The following is a 17,421-nucleotide window of genomic DNA, read 5'->3' on the forward strand; positions in this document are numbered from 1 at the left end:
TCAATTGGCCTACATTGCGCTGGTGGCGGCTTTTGTCGTGCAGCCGTATTGGCCGGCGAGCCTACAGAATCTTAGCCAGTGGCTGGATCAGCGGGCGCTCGGCGCCGCCTATTCTTTGCAGGCGCCGCCAGAGGCCCCGGTAAAGGTGGTTGTGGCAGAGCTTCCCGATGACGTGCTGCAAGCCTTTGTTGCAAATCCGGCAGATCATACCCTTACCGAAGAACTGAAAGCAGTTAGCAACCGGGACATTGGCGTGGGGGTATTTTTGCCCTCGGCATTTCGCCCAAACGGTTATGTTAGCGCGGAAGATATTTCCCAGGCGCTTGCCGTACTAGAGGCGCCTGATGCAAGCCCTGCGCAAGCTGATCAGCTGCGCTTGCGGCTGGCACAATTGGCCCGCTGGCAGGATTTTCTTGAAGCCCGTGATATCCACTGGTTTTTACCTTGGGGGCAGTTGGCCCAAGGCAGTGGCGAGCCGGTTAATGTGATGCGAGCTACTGCCAGTTGGCAGGCAGGTGCCTTGCAGTGGCTATTTGAGCCTCGGGCTATTGGTAATGAGTTACACCCGTTCGACTGGCAGTTTGGGCGCTACGCTTTTCTGGGTGCAGGTCCTGCATCCTCAATGCCATTGTGGTGGAAAATTTCACCCACTCAACATATTGCCGGTGCGCCGTTGTTGTTTGCCGCCGACCTGGAAAACCTCTCTCAGTTTGAGTGGCAGGCAGGCCTGTTAACGGCCACAGCCGCCAAGGGCAATTGGCAGCGAAGCGTTGCGCGCGATGGCTACCTCCCCGTGGATTTTCGGCTAACGGCATTGAGTGCGCCTATGGCCGCCGCCGAAGCGCACCTCCAAGGGGCTGATTTGTTGTTGGTCACCGGCCAAGATAGCCGCTACGCGCAGCTAAGCGCCGCAGCCTTAAACACCTTGTTAGCCAATCATTACCCCAAGTCGCCCGCTTGGGGCGGTTACTGGAGCGTGGGGTTTATATTGGTGCTAGGGCTGCTGTTCGCGCCACTTGCGTTTAAGGCGCGTACGGCGGTTTTTGTGTTGAGCGTCATCATTCTGTTGGCGCTGCTGATTGGCCTGCAAATTGGCGCCCAGGTGTATTACCAGTGGTGGCTGCCGGTCGGTGTGGGCGTGTTATTTGTTGTCACTGTCTCCGGTTTGCGCTTAGCGGCAGGGCTTTTGAGTTGGCCTGCGCGCCGGTTACAGGCAAGTTGGGCGCAAGCCTGGCAGCGGATCTTGCGCGAGCAAATTAAGGCGGGCCAACTGGCCGAGGCCGAGAAAACCATCAGCGATGTAGAAGCTTGCAGGCCAGAACCCTGGCAGCTGGCTGTGAAGTACGAACTGGCCCAAGGCTACGAAAAACAGCGCCGGTATGATCAGGCTGAATCTTTGTATGCCAGTATCTTGTCGCGATCAGCGAGATTTGCAGATGTAAAAGCGCGCTTGAAGCGGTTGCAGGAAATTTCCAAAAATCCGGCGGGCACGGGCCTGGATGCCACGCTGGTTATCGATGAGCAAATTATCAATAAACCTGTGCTGGGCCGCTATGAAATTCAAAAGGAGCTGGGCCGCGGCGCAATGGGCGTTGTGTACCTTGCCCGCGACCCGCGAATCGGGCGCATGGTGGCGGTGAAAACGCTGCATTACAAGCATTTTGAGCCCAATCAACTTGACGGCGTAAAGGCCCGTTTTTTCCGAGAGGCCGAGGCGGCCGGGCGCTTGAGCCACCCCAATATTGTGTCGGTATTTGATGTGGGTGAAGAGGCGGATCTTGCTTATATCGCCATGGATTTTGTGCCGGGGCGCGCATTGAATTTTTATTGTTCACCCGAGCGCCTGTTGCCGGTGCCCATTGTATACGGGCTGATGGCAAAGGCGGCAGACGCGCTGTTTTATGCCCACAAACACCAGATTGTGCACCGCGATATCAAACCCAGCAATCTGCTTTATGATGCGGAAACCGGCCGTATGAAGGTCAGTGATTTTGGCATTGCGCGCTTGGTAGATAACTCCAAAACCCGCACCGGCGATGTGATGGGCAGCCCGCTGTATATGTCGCCCGAGCAGCTTAAAGGCGCCCGTGTGGGTGAGAGTGCCGACATCTACAGCTTGGGTGTGACCATGTACCAGCTTTTAACGGGTAAACTGCCCTATGATGGTGACTCCCTGGCGAATTTAACCTACAACATTTTGCAGGGTAAGCACCCGAGTGTGCGTAGCCATCGCCAGGAGTTGCCAGCAAGCGCCACCCGCATTACCAATAAGGCGTTGCAAAAGGAACCGGCAGAGCGCTACCAAACCGCCAAGGAGATGGCAGATGCATTGCGTAAATCCCTGGCGCGGGATTTTCAGCAGTAACCTTGGCAATAGGCGGGCCACCGGCGTGAAACCAATCGTGTGCTTAGCAGTCGAATGCTAGATGATGTACCGCCCATAGCGGGGCTGGCCGCAGGGGCGCTCAGTAATTAAAACAAGCCTGGCCTTGGGCATAGGTTAACAATCGCGGGGCTTTGCCCATGCTTTGTGAGAAAACGTAAGAGGTTTAGATATGGCTCAGTTAGCGCAACTCATTGACGATGTAGTGGTAAATAAATTTGATTTGGCGGCAGAGCCTTTAACCATCGGCCGCCACCCGGATAACCGGGTGCAAATTGATGACGGCGCAGTGAGCGGCCGCCATGCGGTAGTTAGCCTGAACGCGAATCCGGACTTCCCCGACTTTCAGGAAGTGATTATTGAAGATTTGGGCAGCACCAATGGTACGCGCGTTAATGGCGAGCGCATTAGCGGCCGTGTACAGCTGCACGCCGGTGATGTGGTAAAAATTGGTTGGAATGAATTCAAGCTGATAGACCACAAGGCAAAGAACCTTGCCAGTACTGTACATATGCTGCACGACTAACAGCGAAAGGTGAGGGCTGCCTGGTTACTGCCGGGCCGCTAGCTCCCGAAAATTACGCCATAAAAAAACCGCGCATTGCGCGGTTTTTTTTAAGCTTGCTGCAACCCGTGCTTAGCGCTCCAGGTATTGCAGCTTGCCCTCAACGCCATCCCATTCGGCGGCATCGGCCGGGGCGTCTTTCATTTCGGTAATGTTGGGCCAGGTTTCGGCCAGCTCTGCGTTCAGCTCCAGGAATACTTCCTGACCTTCTGGCAGTTCATCTTCCGAGAAAATGGCATTCACCGGGCACTCCGGCTCGCATAGCGCACAGTCGATACATTCGTCTGGGTGAATTACCAAGAAGTTAGGGCCTTCGTAGAAGCAATCTACTGGGCAGACTTCTACGCAGTCAGTGTGCTTACACTTGATACAGTTTTCACCAACAACGAACGTCATTATCGCTACTCCGTCTTATACGAAAAATCGGCGGGCATTCTACCCCAAGTTTTAGCAGGCTTCTAACTTTTTAACGGTTAAATGCCTCAAATCTGCTGTTTTAGTTTGTATAACAGCTCCAGCGCGCGCCTGGGTGAAAGGTCGTCTAGGTCGATTTCAGCCAATTGCTCCACTACCGGGTGCGAGGGTGCGCTGAAAAGATCGTTCTGTAGCGGCCCGCCGGCGGGTGCGGGCTGGGCGGGTTTGGGCGTTTCAATGGGGCTAGGCGCTACCACCGGCTGGTGGCTGCCGGCCTCCAACTGGGCCAGTTGTTGCTGGGCCAAAGCCAGTACCGCGCTCGGAATGCCGGCAAGCTTGGCCACTTGAATACCGTAGCTTTGGCTGGCTGGCCCTTCCTGAATGTGGTGCAGGAATACGATGTTGTCTTTATGCTCGGTGGCGCTCAGGTGCACGTTGGCAATGCCCGGCACCGATTCCGGGAGCGCTGTGATTTCAAAATAGTGGGTGGCAAACAAGGTAAACGCCTTCACACTTTGGGCCAGATGCATGGCGGCTGCCCATGCGAGCGATAGGCCGTCGAAGGTGCTGGTGCCACGGCCCACTTCGTCCATCAGCACCAGGCTGTTGTCGGTGGCGTTGTGCAAGATGTTCGCGGTTTCGGTCATTTCCACCATAAAGGTTGAGCGGCCGCTGGCGAGATCATCGCTAGAGCCTATACGGGTAAAAATGCGGTCAACCATGCCCAAGGTGCACTCGCTGGCCGGCACAAAGGCGCCGATTTGTGCAAGCAATACAATCAGCGCGGTTTGGCGCATGTAGGTAGATTTACCGCCCATATTCGGGCCGGTAATCACCAGCATGTGGCGCTCGCGATCGAGCGTAAGATTGTTGGCCACAAAGGGCTTGCTTGATACCTGCTCCACAACCGGGTGGCGCCCCTGCACAATATGGATGCCGGGGGTGGCCGAAAGGCTGGGCTTACACAGGTTCAGGCACTCGGCGCGCTCGGCAAGGCTTGTAAGCACATCAAGTTCAGATACCGCCGCACTGGCATCCTGCAGGGCGATCAGGTGCTCGTTAAGGGTTTCCAGTAATGATTCATACAGCGCTTTTTCACGGGTGAGTGCCCGGCTTTTGGCCGACAAGGCCTTATCTTCAAACTCTTTTAGTTCCGGCGTAATAAAGCGCTCGGCATTCTTGAGGGTTTGCCGGCGAATGTAGTCTGCCGGCGCTTGATCTGCCTGGCCGCGGCTTAGCTCAATAAAGTAGCCGTGCACCCGGTTGTAGCCCACTTTTAAGGTAGAAAGCTTGGTGCGTTCGCGCTCGCGGGTTTCCAGGTCCACCAGAAACTGGCCCGCGTTGGTGCTGATGGCGCGCAACTCGTCCAGCTCGTCATCAAAGCCCTCTGCTATAACGCCACCCTCGCGAATCACTACCGGTGGGTTTTCAACCAGCGCCCGGTCTAGCAGGGCTACAAGCTCCGGGAACTCGCCAATTTGTGCACTTAGGGCGTTTACGCGCACAGCCTGGGCGCAGGCCAAGTGCTGCTGCAGCTGTGGGAAGGCCGCCAGCGAATGCAGCAGTCGGCTTAGGTCGCGCGGGCGGGCCGAGCGCAGTGCCAATCGGCCCAAGATGCGCTCCATATCACCTACTTGTTTGAGGGTTTGCCGTATTGGCTCAAAGGCGTAATCGGCCAGCAACCAGCTGATGGCATCCTGGCGTTCGGTGAGAATCTCACGATTGCGAAGTGGCCGGTTCAGCCAGCGCCGCATTAGCCGGCGGCCCATGGCGGTTACGGCTGTGTTTAATACTGCCAGCAGTGTGTTTTCGTCGCCGCCGCTTAAATTGGTGTCTATTTCCAGGTTGCGGCGGGTGGCGGCATCCATGGCAACGGCTTCATCGCGGTTTTCTACCCCCAGCGCCCGAATATGGGGCAGGGCGGTGCGTTGGGTCTCCCGTGCGTAGGCCAACAGGCAGCCAGCCGCGCCCAGCGCCGCGTGCAGGTGGCCGCAACCAAATCCGTCGAGATCCTGGGTGCCAAATTGCTGATTCAGCAGGTGCTGTGCGGTATCTAGCTCAAATTCCCAGGGCGCTCGCCGACGCAAGCCTTTGCGGTTGCCGAATAAAGGCTGCTCGGCCAGGGTGTCGGCCACCAAGAGTTCGGCGGGGTTTAGTCGCTGCAGTTCGGCGGCGAGTGCCGCCTCGCCTTCCACTTCGAGCACCAAAAAGCGGCCAGAGCCGATATCCAGGCTTGCCAGGCCATAGGTTTCCCCTTGCTGGTATACCGCAACCAGCAGGTTGTCCTGGCGCTCATCCAGCAACGCCTCATCACTGACGGTGCCTGGCGTAACAATGCGCACCACCTTGCGTTCTACCGGCCCTTTGCTGGTGGCCGGGTCACCAATTTGTTCGCAAATAGCAACCGATACCCCAAGCTTCACCAGCCTGGCCAGGTAGCCGTCGGCGGCGTGAAAGGGGATGCCCGCCATGGGGATGGGCTCGCCATTGGATTTGCCACGGGCGGTAAGGGTGACATCCAGCATTTCACTGGCTTGTTTCGCGTCGTCAAAGAACAGCTCGTAGAAGTCACCCATCCGGTAAAACACCATTTCTTGGGGGTGTTCAGCCTTGATGCGCAAGTACTGTTGCATCATGGGGGTGTGCGAAGACAAATCTTTAACTGGCTGATTCATAGTGGCTACTGGGTTGTTGGATGCGGCTGTAAGGGTGAAGATAGGGCGGGTATTCTACGCAAATCCAAGGCATCCATAAACGACATAAACCCATGACCCACCCGCTAACTTCATACGTAGACACAATCGCCCAAGCGCTAACGCAGCTGGGCCAAACGGTAAGCACCGCCGAATCCTGCACAGGTGGAGGCCTGGCCCAGGCGCTCACTGCTGTGGCTGGCAGTTCCGCATGGTTTGAATACGGCTGGGTGACCTATGCCAATGCCGCCAAGGTGTCGCAACTTGGCGTAGAGGCCAAAGCATTGGCAGAGCAGGGTGCGGTGAGTGAGGCGGTGGCTTTGCAAATGGCGGCAGGGGCTGCCAAGGCGGCCGCAAGCAACTGGGCGGTAGCCACTACGGGCATTGCGGGCCCGGGCGGCGGCACGGCCAATAAACCCGTAGGTACTGTGTGGATTGCTTGGTATGAAGGCCAAAAAGCGACCGCTGAGCACTACCTGTTTGAAGGTTCTCGCGAAAAGGTAAGGGTGCAGGCGGTAGAGGCTGCGCTAAGTGGGCTTGCAGAGCGGCTTAAAAAAAGTACTGTATGATTGTATAGTACTGGTTGCGCATACAGTAATTTTGCCCTATGCTACTCAACAACTAAGCGGCATCAGACCGCCCTATAGCTAACAAGAGCCCGTTGGGCGCAGATTTATCAAAATTAGAAATTTAAAAGGTATCAACATGGACCAAAACAAAGAAAAGGCATTGCAGGCGGCGCTGTCTCAAATTGAGCGTCAGTTTGGTAAAGGCACCGTTATGCGCATGGGTGATCGCGAGCGCGTCGCGATTCCTGCAATCTCTACGGGCTCTCTGGGCCTTGATGTGGCGCTGGGGGTGGGTGGCTTGCCTAAGGGTCGTATTGTTGAAATTTACGGGCCGGAGTCTTCCGGTAAAACTACGCTCACCTTGCAGGTAATTGCCGAGGCCCAGCGCAAAGGCGGCGTATGCGCCTTTGTTGATGCCGAGCACGCACTCGACCCGCAGTATGCTGAAAAGTTGGGCGTTAACGTAGACGATTTGATTGTGTCTCAGCCAGATACCGGCGAGCAGGCCCTAGAAGTGGCCGATATGCTGGTGCGCTCAGGTGCTGTAGACGTGCTGGTTGTAGACTCCGTGGCCGCCCTCACACCAAAAGCTGAAATTGAAGGTGAAATGGGTGATCACCACGTAGGCTTGCAGGCGCGTTTGATGTCGCAAGCCTTGCGTAAAATTACCGGCAATATCAAAAATGCCAATTGTCTGGCCATTTTCATTAACCAGATTCGCATGAAAATTGGTGTGATGTTTGGCAACCCTGAAACCACTACAGGTGGTAACGCACTCAAATTTTACTCATCTGTGCGCTTGGATATTCGCCGCACGGGTGCCGTAAAAGACGGCGACGAGGTAATTGGTAACGAAACCCGCGTGAAGGTTGTGAAGAACAAAGTGGCGCCACCGTTTAAACAGGCAGAATTCCAGATTTTGTATGGCCAGGGCATTAACCTGCAGGGTGAAATTATCGACTTTGGGGTGAAGCTGGGCTTGATCGACAAAGCCGGTGCCTGGTACAGCTATAAAGGCGATAAAATCGGCCAAGGTAAAAACAATGTGGTGAAGTTTTTGATGGAAAACCCCGCTGTTCAAGAAGAGATAGAGCAGCAGGTTCGTGCAGAATTGTTGGGTGGCAAGGTAAAAGCGCCCGCGGCTGATGAAAATGCCGTTGTTGAAGATGTAGATTCGTAAGGTTGTTAGCTCGCCTCGCGGCCTTGGTGTCGCGAGGCTTTTTTTGATCCAGATATTGCGGCAGTAAATTTGTATCACACCCCTCATTAGGCGTAATCGTTAGCACTTATTTTTCGGTACAGATGTAAGGAGAGCGCAGGTGGCTTATAGCAGAAACTCTAAACCTTCCTTAACCACTGAGCCCGAAGTTATGGATGCGTGCATACGCTTATTGGCGCGCAGAGACTACAGCGCGGGTGAACTGCGTAAAAAGTTGGCTGCCAAATCTGCAGACCAGACGATAGTTGAGCGTGTCATTGCTCGGGTGCAAGAGCTGGGTTACCAAAATGATGAACGCTACGCAGGTGCCTATGTGCGCTACGCCATTAGCCAAGGCAAGGGGCCGGGTTGGATTGCGGCGCAGCTTTTTCAGCGTGAAATCCATAAGGCACTAATAGACGATAGTATTGAATCTGCCGAGGTGGATTGGCAGGCGCTTGCCGAAGAGCAGCTGCAGAGGAAGTTCAAAGGCCCGGCCCTTGATCCAAAAGAACTCGCCCGTCAATTTCGTTACCTATCCAGCCGTGGCTTTCAGCCAGATATTATTCGCAGTGCAGTAGATTCCCTTAAAGCGGAGGCGGTACTTTAGCCCTTTAAGATTTAGCTGCTTAACCCTTGGCGTGTGAATGCTTTCCCGTTCTTTGTTTTTGGTTTTACTAAAAAGAGGGCAGGTGTGTCACTGCTGTCCCACAAATCTACAGGCATGGAATATGGGGCGGAGTTTGTGACCGTCACCCGCATGGGTTTAAGCGCCCGCTGGCAAAGCAAGGCTTTGTGGGTGCTTAAACGCCTACATGCTGTGCTTGTAGGCAGGCCCCGAAGGGCGGGTGTCGAGACTAGATGGGTATGACAAACGTTTGCAAAGCCGCAATGCCAGCCGTCATACGCCAAGAGCTTTGCTCGCAGGCCGGCCCCGAAGGGTATTTACGTCTGGTCACAAACTCGCCCCAGATTTCATGTCCAGATATTGCTTAGAAACTCTGAGATATAGGTAGTATCAACGTCTGCCTTCAATGGAGACTTAAACTATGGGACAGCAGTGGCAGGTGTGTGGTTTTTTTGGGCGGCAGCTTAAAGGGGTGTAAAACTTAGGCGATTAATCTAGGTGTGCTATTTCTTGGCTTATTTTCCTGACTCTCAATTTACGCCATGCGCGCTTTTAGATCTCTGTATACCTAGCCTGCCCTTTAACCATTGGGGCCATTCAGGCGGCGTTGTTCATTGCCGTACTTAATATTATGTGGCGGTAGAATGCACGGTTATGCGTTGTACTTACAATAAAAGCAGTGCAAGTGCAGCGCTGAGATTGGATTGCTAACCCCATTGGGTTGGTAAACGCCCAGTGATATATTGTTAAATTTCTTTAACTGCAGGGGAGTCTGTTGGCGTTGTGTGGCGCGGGCGTGCTTGCGGCTTGCTGCTGGCAGTGCCTTGTGCGCTTGCTTGCGTTTGCGGGCCAGGTAGATTTTCTACGGGTGTTGGATCGGCGGTTTTCGGATTTTCTGAGGTTTTTTGTGCCTGGTCTTGCTTGCGAGGTCTGCCACGCTTTAGTGGGCGTACGCGCTGATTTGCTATTTTCTCTATTCGGTCTTTAAATGCATCGCCTCCCAATACCTGCCCCAGTTTGACAGTTTCAGCAATATACTCCAGCAAACGATTATCAAAGGCGTAGCGGAACAGTTTTCGGTACGCTTGTACTCGTTCGCGTGCTGTTTCGCCAAGCTTGAGGTAAAGGCGATGATCTTTAATGAGCGGGCTTTCTATCAGGGATGTATGAAAATTAAAGCTGGACCAAGGGTACTCGCCCGGCTCATTAGCCAGCCCCAAGTACATGGGCTTCAGTTCTACATAGCGGTAGCAGGTGAGCAGGTAGGCGTCTGAATCTATTAGGCTTGATTTATAGCGCCCGCCCCAGAGTGTGCCCGAGCGGCGGTAACGGTGATTTACGTATTGCACATAACGCCGCCCAAGGGACTGCATCATAGACGACAGGCCTTGCTCAATGCGGGGTGTAGCAATGAACTGCACCATGTTAGGTAGCAGCACGTAGGCGTGAATTTCAACACGATATTGTTCCGCGGCAGCCTGCAGGCTTTGTAAATAAAATTCGTAGTCTTCATCGTCAAAAAAGCACGGCAGATTGTTGTGGCCGGTTTGTACGATGTGCTGCGGAATATCTGGAAGGTTAAGCCTTGGAAGTCGAGCCATGGCAGGCGGTTGTCCCTAAGTAAATTCACGTCCTTTGAATAGCATCCCCAGTGGGGTGGCTATTATCGCAAAGTCGTTATGGCAATTTCAAACAAATGCGCTGGCTTTTAGTGGTTCTAGCGTACAAGTTAAGGCGCAATAAAAGTAATGATCATAAAGAGGTTTGAGCCTAGGGCCGCTTTTGCTTCTTTTTTCCAAGATTATTGGGCTAGAATGCCTGCGCTTCATGCTCTCTGGTGGAGGGAGCTGTCAACACAGTGGATTGGTGTGATGAAACCAGCGGAGTTGATTCGCCTAGCAATTAATGGGCGAACAGACATAGGGCAAGTACGCAACGAAAATGAAGACCACATTGGCTGGTATAGCCACCCGAGTTTGCCGTTCGGGTTTGTGGTAATTGCTGATGGTATGGGCGGCTACACCGGTGGTTCGCAGGCCAGCCAGCTTGCTGTACGTCGTGTAACTGATTGCCTTGAGGCCACGCCGAGCGCTACGTTTACCTCTTGCACACCTGATCAGCAGCTGCTCATGATGCACGCCAATATTATGGCTGCACTAAATGCTGCAAATACCGATATTCTCAATGCCAAAGTGGCAAACCCACAGCTTGCCAACATGGGTAGTACCATCGTGCTTGCGGTGGTGTGGCAAGATCAGGTAACGGTCGCGCATTTAGGTGATTCGCGCGCCTATTTGTGGAATCGCGAGGGGCTGGTGCAGCTCACACGCGATCACAGTTTGGTGCAAGAGATGATCGATAACGGCTCGCTTACAGAATCGCAGGCGCGCAGTAGCAGGGTGCGCAACCATATTACCCGCGCATTGGGTGTCACGGATTTTATCGAGCCAAGCATTGAAACCTATGCGCTTACGCAAAATACCTTGTTGATGTTGTGCAGTGATGGCCTTACCGAATACATGGATCATGATGAGCTTGAGTTCGTGTTGTCTACCCACAGGCCGGCACTTGAATGCTGTTACCGTTTTATTTCTGAGGCGAACGATTCAGGCGGCAAAGACAATATCAGTGTGGGCATTATTGAGTACACGGTATTGGCGGATGAGGCTGAACAGCCACAAGCCCGGCCGGCGGTATTTCAAGAGGAAGAAGACGTTACTGTACGCAAGGTAACGCATTAAATTGTAAACGCTGGAGTACCAACAGCGGGCGCCAGCTTTTCACGGTGCAAGATATTGTTGACGTCTAGCCAGACTTATTAGAGAGCTGCGTGTAGCAGGTAGCGGTAAGCTTGCAAGCAATTAAAAATGTTTGCTGCGCAACATATATCACTTGGCGTCTAGAATTAAGCGCGAATAAAAACGCCGCACAGTGTGCGGCGTTTTTTTATTTGAGCGGTGTCAAGTTAAGTGTATGTGCCGTTGCGCCTTTTAACCAAGGCGAAAGCCGCCCTTCACTCCAGTCGCTATGGCCCTTGCTGAAAAACTCAGAAAGCGGGTGTGCAGATTGGCCTGTGGCCATGTGGAAAAATGCTTGGTCTTCACGCCCGGGGGAAACAGCAAAGCGCTCGCTTGCGCCGTGCGTGGGTGTCTGCACTCTGGGCATGTGGGTATCGCCCGCCAGGGGTTCGTGAGGCATAGACATCCACCAATCAATGGGGGCAACAAAGCGCGCGAGCGGGTGCTGGATTTTTACGCGATTAGCTTCGCCCCAGGTGTCGTTGGCCAGGGTGTTATCTTTGTATAGTGGCTCAATAACCGCATTGAGCGCGCGTCGTTCGAGTGCTTGCCAGCTTGAAAAATCCGGGTTCAACAAGTGCGCGGGCTTCTCGGTAATGAGCGCCCAGGCGGGGTATTCGATTTGCCGGTTGGCTTTGGCCAGATCAAAAGCCGGGTCAATTTGTTGCATGTAGGTAATCAGCGGCGCACTCAGGTACTCAATGACTTTCAATCGCCAGGCGCGTACCAATCGGTAGCCAACGGAATCTACCGAGGCGCGCGCCCCCCAGTTCTCCAAGTGCGCTTGCGCTTCCTTTAAGGCAGGCGGTAAATCGCCCGCTTGCTCTAGATGCGCGAGTAACAGGTTGCGCCAGGGGGTAAGAAATATTGCTCTGTCGTCTAGCTGAATGTCTAAAAAATCCTGTTCTGAAAATGTGTCTTTAGCGAACAGGCCATCGCGAATTTGTTGTTGGCGAGCTCCCAGTGCATAGGCGGAGTCGCCCATGATTTCAAAGGCCTCACCAGAGAGGGTACGCGCGTTGGCCGTCCAGAGCCTGTGGTGTTGCGGGGCCAAAAGTTTCGGGTGCTCGTTGCCCTCACGCACGCCCTGCCAAGATTTGTCGCCGGTATGCCAATACTCCGGCAGCTTGCCATCGGTGCCGATGCGTTTGGGAAAGGGGCCGGCTACCGTCCAGCCGATGGTGCCCTCTGCATCTGCCAGCACCAAATTCTGGTGGGGCATACCCAACTGCGGGCCCAAGTTAATCGCCTGTGCTACGTCATCCAGCTCCTCAAGCATTCCCGGGCCCATGTTGGCCCCGCTTGGGTCGTGGGCAGTCCACCGGTAGGCCAATTGCCGGCCTTTGGCATCGGTGGCGATTACCGGCCCCCAGCGCGTGGTGCGCACGGTGTGCTGCACGGGTGCCTCGCCTTTGATGTGAATCAGCTCCTGGCTTTCTTCGAAGGCGGCCCAGCCCTCAGCGGTTTTGTAGTGGGTATTATCCGCATCGGTTTCGAGCAGCACTATGTCAGACCAGTCGCCTTGGGTGTTGGTAAACCCCCAGGCCAGCTTGCCGTTGGAGCCCGCTACCATAATTGGCGTGCCAGGCAGGGTGGCGCCGCTAACCAGCCGGCCGGTATTTGGGTTCTGCCATTGGGCGCGATACCAAATGTTGGGCACGCGAATAGCCAGATGCATGTCGTCGGCTACCATGGCGCCGCCGTGGGGGGTAAGTGCGCCAGATACTGCCCAGTTGTTACTGCCCACAACCACGTCTTCACTGACCATGGGTTGGTAAACCAGTGGGGTGTGAGCGTCTAGCAATTGCGCCCAGCCGGTGCCGGGTATGGGTGTGCTGGCCAGTGGCTCCCCCATAAGGGGGGCATCCCACCGGCCACCTTGTTGGGCAAAAAATGCGTAGAGATCGGCGGGTAAATGTTCAGCCATTAAGCCTCGCGTGCGCTCGAACCAGCCTTCGTTATCTTGCAGTACGAGAATCATGCTAAACACTGTGAGCAGGCTGTCTTCCGGGCGCCAGGGGGCAGGCTCTTCACCCAGCAGGGTGTATTCAAAAGGCACGGCTCTGAGTGCATTTAGGCCTTGGTTCACGCCGTTACTGTAGGCATTTAATAGTTCGGTGGCATCAGGTTCCAGGTGGGAAAGGTTGCGCTGGGCGCGTTTGCGAAATTGATGCAAGCGTATTTTTTTATCATGCTCAAGGGCCGCTTCGCCGAACAGCTCGGAAAGTTCTCCCGCGGCATTGCGGCGCTGTAAATCCATTTGAAAAAATCTATCTTGCGCGTGCGCAAAGCCCAGCCCGAAGGCGATGTCGCTGCGGCCTTTTCCCTGTACCTGCAATATGCCTTGGGCGTCTCGTTCAAGCACTACCGGATTGGCAATGTGATGCACGGCAAGGTCGCCATCAAGCGTGGGCAAACTTTGTTTGAGTAACACATAGATGCCGCAAAGCGCGATGACAATCAACGCACACAGGCCAGAAAAAATACGCACGGTCAGTTTCATAGGGTCCCCTTTTTGGGCTCTATCCTAGCAGCGTCAGGGGCTTTACGGGCGGGAAAGTGTGACTAGGGATTCATGTGCGGGTTAAGCCCCGTTTACGCATCGCTTGCGTGCCCGGGGCTTGTTTTGCTAGAGCTAGTAGCGCTTGGCTGCGCCTGCAATCCAGCTGTAGTGCAAGGTAAAGTTATCATCAATGGCGATCATATCTGCTTGGTAGCCGGGTGCTAACCTGCCAAGTTTGTGATCAAGGCGCAACATGCTGGCGGGGTAGAGGCTGGCCATGCGCAGGGCTTCATCAAGCGGCAAGCCCACTAATTGGTGGGTGTTTTTTACAGCGCTTAGCATATCCAGGTCTGAGCCCGCTAAGGTGCCGCTTGCCGTGGCACAGCGGCCGTCTACAGCTTCAATGCGCTCGCCATTTAGCACAAAGCTTTTTTCTGCCGCACCTACTGTGGGCATGGCATCAGATACCAATACCATTTTGCCTTTGGGTTTCGCAGCAATGGCAGCTTTGAGGGTGGCGGGGTGTACGTGATAGTTGTCAACGATCAGGCCGCACCAGCTTTCTGCATCTTCAAGTGCAGCGCCCACTACACCGGGTTCGCGGCTGCTCATGGGTGTCATGGCGTTAAACAGGTGAGTGAAGGCGCGCAGGCCGTGCTGCAGTGCCACTTTAATCTGTTCATAGTTAGCGGCGGTATGGCCTGCGGCTACTATCACGCCTGCATCAGCCAGGCGCTGGATCATCTCGGGCGTGGTGCACTCAGGTGCCAAGGTGACGTAGGTAACACCTTCCGGCAGCGAGGTTAACAGTGCCAGTGCTTCTTCATCGAGTGTTTTGAACTTGTCTGCATTGTGCACACCCTTGCGCACTTCATTAAGAAACGGGCCTTCAAGGTGAACGCCCAGCACGCCAGGCGCTTTCGCTTTGATGGCTTGCTCAACCGCGCGCAAGGTTTCGCTCACGGTGGTTAAATCATCACTGATTAAAGTAGGTAAAAAAGAGGTGGTGCCCAACTTGCGGTGGGCATCACCTATGGTGCAAATCGTTTCAACGCTGGGGGCATCGTTCAGCAAAGCGCCGCCGCCGCCGTTGACCTGGGTATCAATCAGGCCCGGCACTAAGCGCAAGCCTTGTAAATCTACCTGCTCATAATCTTGCAGGTTAATCTCAGACAATGGGGCCACGCGTTCAATGGTATCGCCAGTAAAAATCACGGCGCGATCGGTATACCAGTGTTGGCCATCAAAAATGCGTGCGTTAATCAGGGCCGTTGCCATTACAGAGTCTCCGTAACCTTGCGCAAGTGCGGTGGTTCATCGGGATTGTAACCGCGCGCAACCGATAAGGCGTTGGCCATTTTGTAAAAACTTTGTACCGCCAGTAGCGGTGCCAGCGCTGGGTGGCTACCAGCTACCACGGGCAAGCCGCCGGTGGCTTTTTCACTGGCCACCATCACTTTTGCGTCACGGGCTTTGAAATCTGCAACCAGTTCATCAAAGCCTGCGCTGGTTTCGTCTTGCTGGGCCAGCATCAGTACCGGGAAGCCCGCTTTTACAATAGCCATGGGCCCGTGTTTTACTTCGGCCGCGCTAAAGGCCTCGGCATGCAGGCCGCAGGTTTCTTTAAATTTGAGAGCAGCCTCCTGTGCTACGCCAAAGCCCAGGCCACGGCCAATCACAAAGAGGTTGTTGGCATCGGCCAGCTGTTCAACGGCGGCAGACCAATCGCACTGCCAAGCCTGTTCTAACTGTGCTGGCAATTGGTGGTAGGCAGCTTTAAGTACCTCATCACCGCTCCACTCGCTCACTAAGTGGAGCACCGCGCTTAAGGTGGCAATATAAGATTTTGTGGCGGCAACGCTCTTTTCTTCACCCGCGCGCAGGGGAATTACCAAATCCGCAAGCTCTGCCAGTGGCGAGTCTTCTACGTTTACCAACGCCAGAGTAAGGGCGCCGGCTGCTTTCGCTTGTTTCACGCCGGCCAGTAAATCGGGGCTTTTGCCCGATTGGGAGATAGCGATGTACAGCACGCCACCCAGTTTCTGGCTGATCTGATAAACCGAGCTCACCGAGGGCGATGCCGAAGAGGTGAGTACACCGGTGCGGGTTTCAATCAGGTATTTGGCGTAAGTGGCTGCATGGTCTGAACTGCCACGGGCCATGGTGGCCACAGCCACGGGGTTAAATTCTTTGATTTTGGCTACGGCTGCGCTGATAAGTGCCTGATTCTCCGCTTGCTGGCGTGCCACCACGCGCGCACTGGATGCTGCCTCTTGGTACATCAAGGTTTGTTCTGGCTGGAGTTGCGTAGCTGTAGCTGACATCTGAATTCCCGTTTCGCGAAGTAAATTAATTGCGCTTGGTGTGCTGTCGCCTCCCAGTCTATGAAGACAACGTTGTCATTGTGGCGTGAAAAAATGGGGCTGTAAACCCCCATTTGCGGTATTTGTGCTACTTGTTGGCCGCCGGGCAGCTGGAATCGCGTACCACAAGCTTGGGGTAGAAGCCCTGTGCTGCAGGCTCGCCACTCGATTCGCGGGCCGCGCGAATATCGTTTATCAGCAGTTTTGCAGCGGTTTGTGCAATGGTGTTGTTGGGCTGCTGGGCGGTGGTGAGCTTCGGCCAGGCCTGGCGGGAAAAAGGTGAATCCTCAAACCCCACGATAGAAAGCTCCTGCGGTACTGAAACACCTAAAATGCGCGCGGCAAAAAGGGTACCGGCCGCAATTTCATCGTTACAGGCGAAAATGGCACTTGGGCGGGCGTCTTGGGCCAGCAGTTTTTTAGAGCGCTCAATGCCCGACTCAAAGGCATATTCACCGGGTAATATCAGCGCTTCATCAATGGGGAGGTTGTTCTTTTTCAGGGCGTCTTTGTAGCCTTCCAGGCGCTCGCCACTTGATGCGTGCTCCATATCGCCGCCCAAAAACGCGATGCGGGTGTGGCCTAGGTCAATAAGGTACTGGGTGATATCAAACCCCGCCGTGCGGTCATCAATAAATACACAGGGCGACAGCTTATCGGGCGCGTGTTGGCCCGATAAAATACGCACGAAACGTACTTTTTTCTGTTTCAGAGCCTCTATCATTTCAGGGGTTTCAGACAGCGGCGGGGTAAGTACCAGGCCGCCAACCCGTGAGCGATCAAGCATTTCATTCAGCTCATCAAGAATATCGGGTGCTTTCGCGTCACAGGGGTGAATCACCAGTTCGTAACCCTCTTCGCGGCAGGCCTGTAAAATGCCTTTTTGCATTTCAATGACGTAGTTGCTGTTGGGGTTGTCGTAAATAAAGCCGATAGAGGAGGCCGCGCCGCGCATCAGCCGCGCACCCAAGTTGGGCTGGTAATTTAATTCCTTGACGGCGGCCCACACCTTGTCTTGCAGTTCCTGGCCTACGCTCGGTTCACGGTTGATCACCCGTGAAACGGTTTTGAATGAAACTCCAGCCAGTTTGGCCACATCCTTGATGGTTGCCTTCATGTCTTTGGGTAGACCTTATTTACAGTTGTGACGGACAAGTCGGCAAGGGTAGAGCTTAACGCAAGGCGGGGCAAGGCCGCGCTTAGTTCCTTGGCGATAAATGCTGGAGCATAAAGCTCTGTTGACAACGTTGTCTTTTCTTTGGCATAGTCTAGACAACGTTGTCAAAATTGCCATCAAGGGTCTACCT

The 17,421-nt window shown here is 54.5% G+C and carries 13 protein-coding genes; 6 read left to right on the forward strand and 7 right to left on the reverse strand.

Annotated features, from left to right (window positions below; translation table 11 throughout):
- Positions 1-37 precede the first annotated feature (37 nt).
- Positions 38-2,365, forward strand: coding sequence for a serine/threonine-protein kinase (locus tag L1F30_RS06535; RefSeq protein WP_253360855.1), 2,328 nt, complete (start codon positions 38-40; stop codon positions 2,363-2,365).
- A gap of 190 nt (positions 2,366-2,555) precedes the next feature.
- Positions 2,556-2,909, forward strand: a complete 354-nt coding sequence (locus L1F30_RS06540; RefSeq protein ID WP_253360857.1) for an FHA domain-containing protein — start codon at positions 2,556-2,558, stop codon at positions 2,907-2,909.
- Positions 2,910-3,020: 111 nt separating this feature from the next.
- Here the strand turns inward: L1F30_RS06540 and fdxA are convergent, their stop codons facing one another.
- Positions 3,021-3,344: a ferredoxin FdxA gene (gene fdxA, locus L1F30_RS06545; protein ID WP_183909304.1), complete on the reverse strand. Its 324-nt coding sequence runs from the start codon at positions 3,342-3,344 to the stop codon at positions 3,021-3,023.
- 86 nt (positions 3,345-3,430) lie between these two features.
- The gene (gene mutS, locus L1F30_RS06550; RefSeq protein ID WP_253360859.1) at positions 3,431-6,037 is read right to left on the reverse strand and encodes a DNA mismatch repair protein MutS; all 2,607 of its coding nucleotides are present in this window, start codon (positions 6,035-6,037) and stop codon (positions 3,431-3,433) included.
- Between the two features lie 92 nt (positions 6,038-6,129).
- Between mutS and L1F30_RS06555 the strand changes: the two genes are divergently transcribed.
- From L1F30_RS06555 to L1F30_RS06565, 3 genes are all read left to right on the forward strand, one after another.
- Positions 6,130-6,624, forward strand: a complete 495-nt coding sequence (locus tag L1F30_RS06555) for a CinA family protein (protein WP_253360861.1) — start codon at positions 6,130-6,132, stop codon at positions 6,622-6,624.
- Positions 6,625-6,760: 136 nt separating this feature from the next.
- Positions 6,761-7,804, forward strand: a complete 1,044-nt coding sequence (recA, locus tag L1F30_RS06560) for a recombinase RecA (RefSeq protein ID WP_253360862.1) — start codon at positions 6,761-6,763, stop codon at positions 7,802-7,804.
- Positions 7,805-7,943: 139 nt separating this feature from the next.
- Entirely contained in the window at positions 7,944-8,432 is a 489-nt protein-coding gene (locus L1F30_RS06565) for a regulatory protein RecX (protein ID WP_253360864.1), read from the forward strand.
- A gap of 764 nt (positions 8,433-9,196) precedes the next feature.
- On the opposite strand, the gene L1F30_RS06570 is transcribed toward L1F30_RS06565, so the two are convergent.
- Positions 9,197-10,051 (reverse strand): transposase, encoded by an 855-nt coding sequence (locus tag L1F30_RS06570; RefSeq protein ID WP_253360866.1) that lies wholly within the window; start codon positions 10,049-10,051, stop codon positions 9,197-9,199.
- Positions 10,052-10,321: 270 nt separating this feature from the next.
- Here L1F30_RS06570 and L1F30_RS06575 point away from each other — a divergent pair, with 270 nt between their 5' ends.
- A complete protein-coding gene (locus tag L1F30_RS06575; RefSeq protein WP_253360868.1) occupies positions 10,322-11,191 on the forward strand; it encodes a Stp1/IreP family PP2C-type Ser/Thr phosphatase in 870 nt (289 codons plus the stop codon).
- A 205-nt stretch (positions 11,192-11,396) separates the two neighbouring features.
- Here the strand turns inward: L1F30_RS06575 and L1F30_RS06580 are convergent, their stop codons facing one another.
- From L1F30_RS06580 to L1F30_RS06595, 4 genes are all read right to left on the reverse strand, one after another.
- Entirely contained in the window at positions 11,397-13,751 is a 2,355-nt protein-coding gene (locus L1F30_RS06580) for a penicillin acylase family protein (RefSeq protein WP_253360869.1), read from the reverse strand.
- Between the two features lie 132 nt (positions 13,752-13,883).
- On the reverse strand, positions 13,884-15,029 hold the full coding sequence (gene nagA, locus L1F30_RS06585; RefSeq protein WP_253360871.1) for an N-acetylglucosamine-6-phosphate deacetylase: 1,146 nt from the start codon (positions 15,027-15,029) through the stop codon (positions 13,884-13,886).
- On the reverse strand, positions 15,029-16,075 hold the full coding sequence (locus tag L1F30_RS06590; RefSeq protein WP_253360873.1) for an SIS domain-containing protein: 1,047 nt from the start codon (positions 16,073-16,075) through the stop codon (positions 15,029-15,031). Before L1F30_RS06590 ends, nagA begins: the two co-directional genes overlap by 1 nt.
- 127 nt (positions 16,076-16,202) lie before the next feature.
- On the reverse strand, positions 16,203-17,231 hold the full coding sequence (locus tag L1F30_RS06595) for a LacI family DNA-binding transcriptional regulator (RefSeq protein ID WP_253360881.1): 1,029 nt from the start codon (positions 17,229-17,231) through the stop codon (positions 16,203-16,205).
- Positions 17,232-17,421: the final 190 nt, after the last annotated feature.

Origin of the sequence: Simiduia sp. 21SJ11W-1 (genome assembly GCF_024138675.1) — a bacterium.
Taxonomy (GTDB): domain Bacteria; phylum Pseudomonadota; class Gammaproteobacteria; order Pseudomonadales; family Cellvibrionaceae; genus Simiduia.